Source organism: Limibacter armeniacum (genome assembly GCF_036880985.1).
GTDB classification, from domain to species: Bacteria; Bacteroidota; Bacteroidia; order Cytophagales; family Flammeovirgaceae; genus Limibacter; species Limibacter armeniacum.
The window spans coordinates 918,375-930,928 of sequence record NZ_JBAJNO010000008.1 but is presented as its reverse complement, the minus strand read 5'-3'; the positions used below and the strand labels follow the sequence as shown (position 1 = coordinate 930,928).

8 protein-coding genes and 1 pseudogene are annotated in these 12,554 nt (G+C 42.8%); 3 read left to right on the top strand and 6 right to left on the bottom strand.

Going from position 1 to position 12,554, the window contains the following annotated elements; translation table 11 throughout:
• Window positions 1-21 precede the first annotated feature (21 nt).
• The 3 genes from V6R21_RS09685 to V6R21_RS09675 all read left to right on the top strand — a co-directional run bounded on the left by V6R21_RS09685 (window position 22) and on the right by V6R21_RS09675 (window position 4,917).
• Complete coding sequence (locus V6R21_RS09685) at window positions 22-1,113, top strand: imelysin family protein (RefSeq protein WP_334243162.1); 1,092 nt, start codon at window positions 22-24, stop codon at window positions 1,111-1,113.
• A gap of 69 nt (window positions 1,114-1,182) precedes the next feature.
• A complete protein-coding gene (locus V6R21_RS09680; protein ID WP_334243161.1) occupies window positions 1,183-2,505 on the top strand; it encodes an HTTM domain-containing protein in 1,323 nt (440 codons plus the stop codon).
• Between the two features lie 18 nt (window positions 2,506-2,523).
• Window positions 2,524-4,917 (top strand): TonB-dependent receptor, encoded by a 2,394-nt coding sequence (locus tag V6R21_RS09675; RefSeq protein ID WP_334243160.1) that lies wholly within the window; start codon window positions 2,524-2,526, stop codon window positions 4,915-4,917.
• Between the two features lie 100 nt (window positions 4,918-5,017).
• Here V6R21_RS09675 and V6R21_RS09670 read toward each other — a convergent pair whose 3' ends face one another.
• The 6 genes and pseudogenes from V6R21_RS09670 to V6R21_RS09645 all read right to left on the bottom strand — a co-directional run bounded on the left by V6R21_RS09670 (window position 5,018) and on the right by V6R21_RS09645 (window position 12,529).
• Window positions 5,018-6,454 (bottom strand): hypothetical protein, encoded by a 1,437-nt coding sequence (locus V6R21_RS09670; RefSeq protein WP_334243158.1) that lies wholly within the window; start codon window positions 6,452-6,454, stop codon window positions 5,018-5,020.
• A 183-nt stretch (window positions 6,455-6,637) separates the two neighbouring features.
• Window positions 6,638-7,948, bottom strand: a complete 1,311-nt coding sequence (locus V6R21_RS09665) for a sensor histidine kinase (protein WP_334243155.1) — start codon at window positions 7,946-7,948, stop codon at window positions 6,638-6,640.
• Complete coding sequence (locus V6R21_RS09660) at window positions 7,935-9,341, bottom strand: sigma-54-dependent transcriptional regulator (protein WP_334243153.1); 1,407 nt, start codon at window positions 9,339-9,341, stop codon at window positions 7,935-7,937. Before V6R21_RS09660 ends, V6R21_RS09665 begins: the two co-directional genes overlap by 14 nt.
• 83 nt (window positions 9,342-9,424) lie before the next feature.
• Window positions 9,425-10,606, bottom strand: coding sequence for an ABC transporter permease (locus V6R21_RS09655; protein ID WP_334243151.1), 1,182 nt, complete (start codon window positions 10,604-10,606; stop codon window positions 9,425-9,427).
• The gene (locus tag V6R21_RS09650; RefSeq protein WP_334243150.1) at window positions 10,603-11,841 is read right to left on the bottom strand and encodes an ABC transporter permease; all 1,239 of its coding nucleotides are present in this window, start codon (window positions 11,839-11,841) and stop codon (window positions 10,603-10,605) included. Before V6R21_RS09650 ends, V6R21_RS09655 begins: the two co-directional genes overlap by 4 nt.
• Window positions 11,838-12,529: pseudogene (locus tag V6R21_RS09645) on the bottom strand (ABC transporter ATP-binding protein). Before V6R21_RS09645 ends, V6R21_RS09650 begins: the two are co-directional and overlap by 4 nt.
• Window positions 12,530-12,554 lie beyond the last annotated feature (25 nt).

The following is a 12,554-nucleotide window of genomic DNA, read 5'->3' as shown; positions in this document are numbered from 1 at the left end:
TATTGTGATAAAAGGAGTATTATGAGAAAATCTTGGGTAATCGCGGCTTTATTTTCACTTTCCATCTTTCAGACAAGCTGTGACGACAGTAACAATGAGGTAAAGGTGGACTTTGAACGTTCTAAAATGTTGGAGAATTATGGTTCCAATATTATCCTTCCTGCTACACAACAGTTCAGTGAAACAGCAAATGCACTAAACAGCGCTGTCCAAGCATTTGTAGACACACCTGACAATACAACCTTAACTGCTGCTCAGGATGCACTGACAGCAACTTACGAAGCTTGGGCTGAGGTAAATCCTTACCAGTTTGGCCCTGTAAATGAGAGTACATTCCTTCGTAATATCAACTCTTTCCCAACTCGTATCACTGCCCTAAATGATACTATTGCAACTGGCAGTTGGGATCTAACCTATATCTACAACAATGAAATCAAAGGGCTTCCTGCCATTGAGTATTTGCTTTTCAATGAGCAGGCATTGGATAGCTTTACCGCAGATGCCAATGCTGAAAACAGAAAGCAGTTTTTGGCAGATGTTACCCAAGAAGTTTCAACTATCGCCTCTTCTGTAAGTACAGCATGGGAAGACGGTTACGCTACTGATTTTGCCACAAAAACAGGGAACGACCCAAGCAGTGCAATAAGCATGATTGTCAATGAGATGAACAAGGCTTATGAGAGAAGCAAAAACAACCGTTTGGGGTACCCAATGGGCAAAAACGCTTTGAGTGGTGAGGTAAGCCCTAAGTCTTTGGAATCTTACTATAGCGCACATTCTCTGGAATTACTGAAAGCGAATGTAACCACCATTGAAAATATATTCCTTGGAAAAGGAAGTACAGATGGCGAAGGACTTGCTGACTACTTGACAGCTATGTATGAAGCAGGAGCCATCAAAGAAGACCTGACTAGCAAGATCAATAACCAAATCGGCAGCATCAAGTCAGGCTTGAATAACCTTCAAGGCCCATTGTCTAACCTGATAGAAAACAAGGACAACTCCCTTGAGCAAGTATATCAGGATATGTCTGACCTTGTTATCATGATCAAGACGGAAATGCCATCCGCACTTAGCGTTTCCATTACTTATACTGATAATGATGGCGATTAATTTCGAGCTAATATGTAGAGATGCCCAATAAAGCATCTCTACTATTCTATAAATTGAGTGAGGAAAGGAATGAAGGATCTTCTATTCAAGAGAGTATCTATTGCACCGCTGATCACATTTCGGGTGATCTTCGGAGGTATGATGTTAGGCAGCGTCATCCGTTTCTGGCTGAAAGGCTGGATTGAAGAGCTGTATCTCCAACCCCAATTCCATTTCACCTATTACGGATTTGAATGGGTCAAGCCGTTGGGTGAGTATGGCATGTATCTTCTTTTCTTATCAATGGCTGTAGCAGCATTTTTTATCATGGTTGGTTTCCTTTACCACTATGCAGCCTTTGTGTTTTTCCTTGCCTTCACCTATGTAGAGCTGATTGACCTGACCACCTACCTAAACCATTACTACTTTGTCAGCCTTGTCAGCTTGCTGATGATATTTGTACCAGCCAATAAAGCCTACTCCGTTGATGCGATGCTCAAGCCTAAAAACAGGGCGAAACGGATTCCTTTCTGGGCTATTGGAGCCATCAGGCTACAACTGGCAATTGTTTATTTCTATGCAGGAATTGCCAAGCTTCACCCTGACTGGTTATTGGAAGCACAGCCACTACGTATCTGGCTGGCAGCACATACCGACATGCCTTATATCGGTTTCCTGTTCAAGTACACTTGGGTGGCTTATTTCTTTAGCTGGTTTGGTGCAATCTACGACCTGACTATCCCATTCTTCCTGATCAATCGAAAGACAAGACCTTTTGCCTATCTGGCAGTAATCGCATTCCATGTCATGACGGCTATGCTGTTCCCTATTGGAATGTTCCCATATATCATGATCCTGAGTACGTTGATCTTCTTCTCAGCTGATTTTCATGAAAAGATATGGGGAAATGTTAAGTTTGCCGCAGCAAAGAACCCGCTGGAAAACACAGACAATATCGCCAATATAGTAATGACATTACTTTTGGCTGTATTCTTCACCTTCCAGCTAATTTTTCCATTCCGCTATGCCCTGTATCCCGGTAACCTTTTCTGGACAGAACAAGGTTTCCGTTTCTCATGGCGTGTTATGCTGATGGAAAAAGCCGGACATATTACTTTTTATGTAGAAAATCCTGAAAACGGGAACAGGGTCGAGATAGTTAACTCAGACTACCTAACGCCGCTTCAGGAAAAAATGATGGCAACACAACCTGATATGATTTTGCAGTTTGCCCATCATCTGACAGCTATATACCAAGAAAAAGGCATTGAAAAGCCTAAGGTATATGCCAAGTGCTATGTCACGCTGAATGGCAGACCAAGCAAACCATTTATTGACCCGACTGTAAATCTGGCAGAAGAATACGATTCCTTTGCAAACAAGGGCTGGATATTACCAATGGAGGCAGAATAACATTTATTCAATTATAGAATGAAACTATATCAATACGCACTTACACTTTTATTGATGAGCTTTGGCTTTTCAGCTGCTGCACAGGATGCTGTACTAAAAGGTAAAATCAGCAGCAACGGAAAGCCTGTAGAAGGGGCGAATGTTTTTATTAAAAACACTTCAAAAAATACCGTTACAACTAAAAGTGGTACTTACCAACTTGACCAGTTAGAAGTAGGGAAAAGCTACACCATTGTCGTTTTTGCAATGGGGCTGAAAACACAGGAAAAGCCATTGACCGCCAAATCTGGTGTAAATACACTTGACTTTTCCATGGCTGCTTTTGAAGAAGTATTGCAGGAAGTATCTGTCCGTGACTATGAATCCTCTGATATCGTTAGGCTAAATGCCGTCGAAGGAACAGCCATCTATGAGGGGAAGAAAAGTGAGGTAATCGTGCTGAACAACGTAACAGCAAACCTTGCGACCAACAATAGCCGACAGGTGTACAACAAGGTACCGGGGCTGAATATCTGGGAAAGTGACGGAGCAGGACTCCAACTAGGCATTGGCGGTAGAGGTCTAAGCCCCAACCGTACATCCAACTTCAACACCAGACAGAATGGATATGATATTGCAGCGGATGCGCTTGGTTACCCTGAGAGCTACTACACGCCACCTTTGGAATCAGTAGAAAAAATCCAGTTGGTGCGTGGTGCAGCGGCTATGCAATATGGTACACAGTTTGGCGGTATGCTCAACTTTGTCATGAAGGAAGGCAACCCTGACAAGAAGATCGAACTCGTTTCCAGACAGACAGCCGGTTCATTCGGACTCTTCAACTCATTCAACAGCTTGGGTGGAACAGTAGGGAAAGTCAGCTATTATACCTTTTACCAGTACAAGAGAGGAGATGGTTGGAGACCCAATTCGGAATTTGAGGTAAACACAGCTTACGGCAATGTGACTTACAATGCCTCTGAAAAATTCAAGGTTGGATTGGAACTGACCCATATGGATTACCTTGCCAAGCAACCGGGCGGCCTGACAGACCCTCAGTTTGCACTGGATCCAAGGGCTTCTTATACCGACAAAAACTGGTTCAAGATAGACTGGAACATTGCAGCTATCCTGATGGAATACAAGCTCAGTAACCGCAGCAAACTTCAGTGGAAAAACTTTGGGTTATATGCGAGCCGTGAAGCACTGGGAATTAACCTGAGAGCAGAAGATCCTCAAAATGATCCAAGACTACTGGTAGATGACAATTTCAGGAATATCGGTTCGGAGCTGCGTTTCTTGCAACGTTACAATCTAGGCGACCAAACATCAGTCTTGCTGGTTGGTGCTCGCTATTACCGTGGGTTTGACGTCAAGATGCAGGGAGATGCCAGCAATGGAAAGGATGCTGACTTCAGCTTTACAACTCCTGACAACTTGCTTTCAGATCACGATTTCTATATCAAGAACTTTGCGCTGTTTGCTGAGAATATTTTTAATATCTCTGACAAGTTCAGCATTACACCAGGTATCCGTTTTGAAAGAATCGGTACCATTGGAGAAGGTTATTACCAAAAGCCTACCCAGATTCTGGATCAGGATGGATTGCTGGAAAGCGTTTATGTTCAGCAGGAAGATTCTATCACCAATTACCGCTCAATCTTTATGGCAGGGATTGGTGCCAGTTTCAAACCATCAGAAGGTCATGAGATCTACGCCAACCTTTCACAGAACTACCGTGCCATCACATTTTCTGACTTGAGAACACTTAACTCAAATGTACGCGTAGATCCTGACTTGCAGGATGAGAAAGGCTACAGTGCAGATATTGGAGCAAGAGGTACTACAAAGTTATTCAACTATGACATCAGCTTGTTCTACCTGCGTTACAATGATAAGATTGGTCTGGCAAACCCTGCCAACCCAATCCGTACCAATATCTCAGATGCCTATACATTGGGCATGGAATCCTATGCAGAGATCAACCTGATGAAGCTGTTTAACCAGCAGTCCAAAACCAATATCAACCTGTTCAGCAATATTGCCCTAATCAGGGGGCGATACATTTCTGATGAATCCATTTATGATGGAAATGAAGTGGAACTGGTACCACCATTCAACTTCAAGACCGGTCTGAATGTAAATTATGGTAACCTGTCCGCAAGCTGGCAGTATAGCTATGTAGCCAAGCAGTACACTGATGCATTGAATACACAAGAGCCACTTTCGGATGCTGTCTACGGACCTATTCCTGCTTATTATGTCACAGACCTTTCATTGAAATACCGTATCAAGAAGTTTACGGTTGAATCAGGTATCAACAACCTGACCGACAATATGTACTTCACACGCCGTGCGACAGGTTATCCGGGACCAGGTATTATCCCATCTGATGGCAGGAACTTCTACCTGACTTTGCAGGTGAAGATTTAATGATGAGATAGTAGATACTAGATTATAGACATTAGACGCTAGACAAAAGAAAAGGCTGAGGAAAATATCCCCAGCCTTTTCTATTTCACAACCCTACCTATCATTCAATTTCCACCAGTTCCACTACTTCCACCAACTCATCATCTCCTTCGTATTTTTCTTCCTTAATAAGGCCAACATTTGGTGCATAAAACTTCAGTTCATACACATCCTCCTCAAAAGGGTTGATATCCTTGGTGACCAGACAATTTTCATAAGTTCCCAGACCGATGGTAATCGTTGTATCCAGACTAACCACTTCTGCTTGATCTTCTGCTTCCCCTTCGTAGTATTCCTGATAATAGGTCTGTCCTACTTCAGGGTTGGCTGGTAACCAATAACCTGGCAAAGCTCCATCGACACCTGCTTCCCATGCACCGGCACTGTCCAAGAAATTACCTTCCTCATCAAAGTTTTCAACCGCTTCACCAAAGTACCAGACATTACCATCATCGTCCTGTGCCAACCAATCATCAGTATTTTCTACCAATATGCTGTCCACAAACACCTGATCATTCTGAATGATGGTTGTTATACCCATTACCTCTCGGGTCTCTGAACTTCGCTCAAGTCGTATACTTTCTTCGGCATCCTCACCAATTTCACCTCCCTCATAAATGTAGACCGAACCGACAGGTGGACCATAATATGTATTCGTTATATCGGTTGGATTAGTGAAAGTTGCCTCTGTGATATCAGGCAGGTCTTCAGGTAGCATCGTTGAGGTAGTATCCACCTCTGCTATTTCTACTAACTCTACCATTTTTATCAGCACGTCGCTGTCATCATATTTCTCTTCTTTTACCAATCCAATATTGGGGGCATAAAACTTCAGCTCATACTCTCCTTCATCAAACGGATTGATATCTTTTGTAACCAGACAGTTATTATAGGTAGCTAATTCAGTCGTAACCATGGTATCCACACTGATCACTTCTGCCTGATCTTCTGCTTCACCTTCCCAATATTCCTGATAGTAATTTTGACCTACAGTTGGGTTGGCAGGCAACCAATATCCCGGCAAGGCACCTTCTACTCCGGCTTCCCACGAGCCTTCATCGTCTTCAAAATTGCCTTCATCGTCGTAGTTTTTCACTTCTTCCCCAAAATACCAAAGGTTGCCGTCGTCATCCTGTGCCAGCCAATCATCTGTGTCTTCAATAAGTACACTGTCCAGAAAAACCTGATCGTTTTGAATAATAGTCGTTACCCCCATTACTTCACGGGTGTCAGCCCTTCGCTCTATCCTGATTTCCTCTTCAGGGTCTTCACCAATTTCACCACCTTCATAGATATAAACCATGTCTGCTGGAGGTCCATAATAAGGGTTTGTTATATTGGTGGAGTTGGAAAATGTGGCATCTTCCACATTAGGCAGGTTTTCAGGAAGGCTGTCATTTGGAGAAGGTGTACCGCCCCCATTGTCATCGTCATCATCACAGCTAAAGGCACAAATGGCACATAGCATCGAAATAAAGAGCACTTTTTTCAGTTTCATCGCTTAACCGGTTTGTTTCTGAATTCAATTTCTTCACTACCAGTTTTCCACAGAGGTATACAACCTCCTCTGAAGTGTAGTACCAATCAAAGCTTAACCATTATTAAGTTTTGACTGATAACTATGAAACAAATGAAAAGATAGAATCATTACAGACGGCATTGAAAGCTATAAAGACTTTAATCACCTTATTTCAATCTCGAAAACAGCTCCGTGATTATCCGGAGAATAGAGCCTAAAATCCCAACCATGCTTAACCAGAATATCCCTGCAAAGTGTTAAACCCACTCCTTGCCCTGTCGGTTTGGTACTGAAAAATGGCGTAAACAATTTCTCCTCTACTTCTTTTGAAATAACGGGTCCTGAGTTGCAGATTTGAAGTTTGTTAGACTTCTCATTCCAGTTAACCTCAATGGTTTTCTCTTCTGTTGTTGAAATTTCAGAGATAGCTTCAACAGCATTTTTCAGGATATTGATAAAAAGTTGCTCCAACAATGATGCATCTGCATATACCCCAATTGGCTTACCCCTGTACTGTTTTGAAAGGTGAATCTGTGCAAGCTCCAACTTTGGTTCATAAAGCCTGCAAACCCTGTCAAGAACCTCAGCCAAATCTATCCACTGCTTATCCGGCTCCGGCAGTTTGACAACGCTGGCAAAATTCCGCATAAACGTCGCCATAGATTCATTCCTTCTCTGCAATACTTGTAAAGCATCCAGGTAATCTTCCTTTGACTCCTCCTCTTCAGGTGCAAATACCTTGAGTGTTTCCAGATAAGAATTGGCCGCACCGACCGTATTATTTACCTCATGGCTCATCATTCGGATTACCTTGCTGTACGCCTGCTTCTCCTTGCGAACATCATCTACAAAAGTGTCTTGAATAATCAGGAAATACTGAGGAAAGCCTTTGAAAATAAAGGAGGCTTTTTGGCAACGGTAACGCCTTCCACCTGACAGGTTGATTTCTCCTACTTGGTTCAATTGAATATCTGCCAGCCGCTTCAAAAAGTTGTTTTCTGCTTCTGTGAGTAACTTTCCCTTTTCCTTTTCCAGATTCATTTCAGTCATCAGCAGCGCACTTGGATTGGCTTGCAAAATCCGTTCATCATAATCCAGAATAATAATTCCGTGAGGAGATGCCTGCATCAGGTGATCCAGAAAATAACTCTGCTCCCGCTGCTTGACCCGTTCGGACTGAAGCCTTTCCATCATGGCATTAAATACCAGTACAAGCTTGTTGACCATTGGATGAGAAGTGGCTTTCAGCCTCGACTGGAAGTCATTGTGCTCCAACTGAAGCAACGCATTGTTAAGTTCCTTTAAAGGACGGTGTACAAAACGCCAAAGCCTGATCATCCAGAGAACGATCAGGGCTGAGGTAATTTCTGCTGCGATAAAAAGTAAAGGGTACTCTTCCCTTATCGTAAAAGTGATGCCGAGCAATGTCCCAACAATCAGGGCTGTCAGCAAGCTATATTCAATCCTTAGCATTTGAAATGTTATACTTTTCCAGTTTCCTGTAAAGGGCATTTCTTGAGATACCCAATGCCTTGGCTGCAGGAGCCACCTTGTACTGATGATCTTCCATGGCTTTACGCACCATCATCATTTCCATTTCCTCCAGTGTAACGCCTTCAGGAATCAGTTCCTCCTTGACCTCCTCATTCTGGAATGCATTGATGTAAGTTGGATTGTGCTGAAAATCGCTTACCTGCAATTCCTCATTGGTCGCCATCAGTACGGTACTTTCGACCCAGTTTTTCAGCTCACGGATATTGCCATGCAATGGCTGTTTCTGTAACCATTTCAATGCTTCTGCCGAAATGCTTTTCCCCGAAATGCCATAGGTTTCTGAAAGCTGATGAAGGAAATGCTGTGCCAGCAATGCTATATCCCCTTTCCTCTCCCGAAGTGGCGGCAACCATACGGTAATCAGGTTGATTCGAAAGAAAAGGTCTTCACGAAACTTCCCTTCCTTGACCAACTCAGGCAGTACCTTGTTGGTAGCCGATACAATACGGAAGTCTGCAGACTGTGTCTTTGAGCTGCCTAAAGGTTCAAACTTTCGTTCCTGCAATACCCGCAGCAGTTTCACCTGACTGTTCAGATCCAGTTCACCCATTTCATCCAAAAAGATGCTGCCTTTATTGGCTATCGCAAAACGCCCTTCCCGATCGGCATAAGCGCCTGTAAAAGCACCTTTCTTGTGACCGAACATCTCGCTTTCAAACAAGGAATTGGAAATACCGCCCAGGTTGACCTTGACAAAGCTTTCCCCTGCCCGTTTGCTGTTCCTGTGAATGGCTTCCGCTATCAGTTCCTTGCCTGTACCACTTTCACCCATAATCAGTACTGGTGCATCCGTTTTGGCCACACGCCCCACCGTTTCCAAGACTTCCAGCAGCTTCGGATCCTGACCGATAATCTGACTGAAATCAAACTGATTGTCCAGTTTCTTGCGTGAAGGGGATTGCTGCACTACATTCACTTCAGGCTTCTGTTTGGAAAGAGCCATTGCCGTTTGCACCGAACGAAGCAAATGTTCATTGTCCCAAGGTTTGTTGACAAAGTCAGCTGCCCCGTTTTTCATTCCCTCGACTGCCAACTCCATGGTTCCCCAGCCCGTCAGCAACACTACAGGTAACTTAGGACTTTGCCGCTTGATCTGTTGCAATGCTGACAGTCCTTCCTCCCCTGAAGTTTCCACCTTGAAGTTCATATCCAGTATGACGCATGCAAAGTCGAACTCATCCAGCAAGGCAATACCTTCCTGAGGATTTGGCGCCAGCAAAGGAGCAAACCCTTTATGCTTAAAGAAAAAGCCTAGTGACTTACGAACTGCTTCGTCATCATCAATGATCAGTAGAGGAAGTTTTTGGTTCATTATATATTTACAGACTTGAGATTTTAGATATGAGCTTCAAGACAGACTGATGTAGAGACGCATTGAATACGCCTCAATATTGCCTATAACTCATGCAACGCTTCTACAGGAGTAATCCTTGAAGCCAGTACACTTGGATAATATCCACAGATAAAGGTAATGATTCCTACAAAAAATGCCGACAGCAAGGTACCAATCAGGTATTGCTCTCCGGTGTAATTGAAAACACCAAGCAAAGGAAATTGTACTACAAACAAACCTCCCAACAAGAATCCTCCCAACAGCAGCACACCCACTTCTATCAGCATCTGCTTTCGGATCAGACTTTTGCTCGCCCCAACGGCCCTTCTCAAACCAATCTCACTTTTTCGCTTACTGATGTTATACCAAAGTACTCCGTAAAGCCCCAGTGCAACGTTTATTATCAGGAAAACACATACTGCTGTCAGCAGAATCAGCGGAAGCAAAACCTCCTTATTGGCTTGTACTCGTTGAGTGTCAAAGTAGTTTACACCAAATGCTAAGTCAGGACAACGTTTCTCCAAGTCACTGACCAATTGAGCCTCTATTGTTGTAGGATCATTTTTGGTTTTGATAAAGAACAAGGTCTGGTTGAAACGCTCTTTGTTGTAAGGCCAGATCCCAACAAACTTCTGTTCCTCATACTCATTCTTTTTCTTATAATTCTCGATCACGCCAACGATTTTCATATTCAGCTGTCCATCATCATCAAGCAGTTCATCTTTTTCATTGAGGTATGGCTTCAGATGATCATAGAATACCCGATTGATAATCATGGACTTTGTGTCTGCGTTATAATCTGTCTCATTAAAGGTCCTGCCCTGAACAAACGGCAAGTTTAATAACTCAATGGCTTTTGGTGAAAGTAACTGGCGGTAATAGTTGAAGGATAATCCATAATTAAATGTAGAACCCTCTGTATTGTTATTGCTACTAAACGGAAAGGTATTATCCATATAGGCAAACTTTTCAACATCCTTGTTTGCATCAAGGTAATTCTCAATACTTCTATAGACATCCTTTCTTTCTTCTTTCCACTTCTCGTAGTCTGTTCTGTTTTCTGATACATGAAGGATCAATACATTTTCGGTATCGAAACCTCGCTCTCGGGCGTAGTTACTGTATCTCTCAAACAGTACTGTAAACAACCCAAACAGGATTAGAAAGGAAAAGGCAATCTCAATCACCATCAGCAGGTTTTTCTTCTTTCTTGCCCATACCAGTTGTATGCTATGCTTGATCATTGGTTTTCGGATTTTAGGGATTTGACAATTTCAAAACGGGACATTCTAATCGCAGGGTAAGTACCTGACATCACACTAAAAATCAGCATGACGGTAAAACCGTAAACAAAAAGGATGGGGTTTACCTCCAGTGTTTCATTGGCATTGAACATGCCAAAGTAATTGATCCCATGAATGGTGATTGTCGCAATGACAAAACCTATCAAACCACCGATAATGGTAATCACGGTATTCTCCACAAGAAACTGCCTGATCAGTTCACCTGCTGAAGCGCCAAAAGCCTTGCGAATACCAATCTCCCCTGAACGCTCAAGCATTCTTGTAATATTGATATTAACTAAGTTCAAGGCAGGTAAAAACATACACAGCAGTACAATCAATATCACAATGCCATATAATGCTGTCGCAGACGTTAGATCGAATAAATCATAAACCGGCATTTCTATATGCCTCAATGCCTCTCCGGACAACTTCACTTCTTTCTTCTCCTTATCCAGCGGAATGCTTGCCATTACTTTGTCAAACTCCTTTCTGCCACTTTCAACCATACCTGTATCGTTGAAATACATCAGGATTCTCAAGTTCCCCAGCTTCTTATTGTATTGATTTAAATACCAAGCACTGCTTTCATCTATTGGTGCATAAACATCTGCATAAGAATAGTTTCGAAGCCTATTACCTTGCTTGATGACACCTCTAACAGTCAAAAGCTCAGAATTGACCTTAATTTTCTTCCCGATACAATCTTCTGCTCCAAATACATCAGCTGCCAACTTATCCGTAATCAGCGCCACTTTACTGCGTTGCTTGAAATCATCTTCTGAAAAGGGTTTCCCATTGACATACTCAAAATCAAACATCTCCATATAGCTCTGACTAACATCCCTCCTTTCTATCATCTCAGAGACATGCTTATAATATAGGTTGGTATTCATCAACCCAGAACACACCGCCATCATATCAGGTGTCTTCATTTTGGAAAAATATTGGTCATATACGTTAAATGAATACCCTGATGATGAGTAGTATTTGTTTTCTCGCTCGACTACCATCATTTTAGAAATCAAGAGATGATCCATTCGTTTTTCCAATCCATGTGTTCCATACGAAGAGTCTATAATGGAACCTATCACCATCAGTGCCGTAATCGTAAGGCTGATACCAAAAAGGGTTACAAAGGAGAAAAACGGGTTCTTCTTCAGCGAAATAATCGCCAGTTTTATATAAGTTCTCATGATTCCATTGTCAGATTTTGAGGTTGAACAGATACCTGTCTTCCGTCAAAGATGCGGACGATACGGTCAGTCATCTTTGCCTGTTGCTCGTCGTGCGTCACCATCACGATAGTAGCACCTTCCTTGTTCAGCTCCAGTAGCAGATTCATCACTTCCTCTCCCATTACACTGTCAAGGTTACCTGTTGGCTCATCGGCAAAGATGATGGACGGTCTGCCTACCAAGGCTCTAGCTATAGCCACACGCTGACGCTGCCCCCTGAAAGCTGTGATGGCAAATGGTTCATCCTGTGGGAAAGTCCTACTCTGTGTAAAGCCTCTTCCACTCTCCTTTTGGTTTCGGCAGCACTTACGTTGCCATACATCAGCGGCATGGATACATTTTCCTTTACTGTCAATTCATTGATCAGGTGAAAGCTCTGAAAGACAAAACCAAGGTGCTCATTTCTGAATTTTGCCAGCTTCTTGTCAGTCAGCTTGAAAGGGTCTTCCCCATTGATCAGTACCTGTCCTGAGGTTGGTCTGTCCAGCAAACCAATAATGCTGAGCAGGGTACTCTTACCACAACCTGATGGTCCCATAACGGAGATAAACTCTCCTTTTTCAACTGTTAGGGACACTTCCTGCAAAGCCCATGTTTCAATAGTTTGGGTCTTAAAGACCTTGCTGATGTTTTTGATCTCAATCATTTTACTTAAATGTTAGATAATTTGA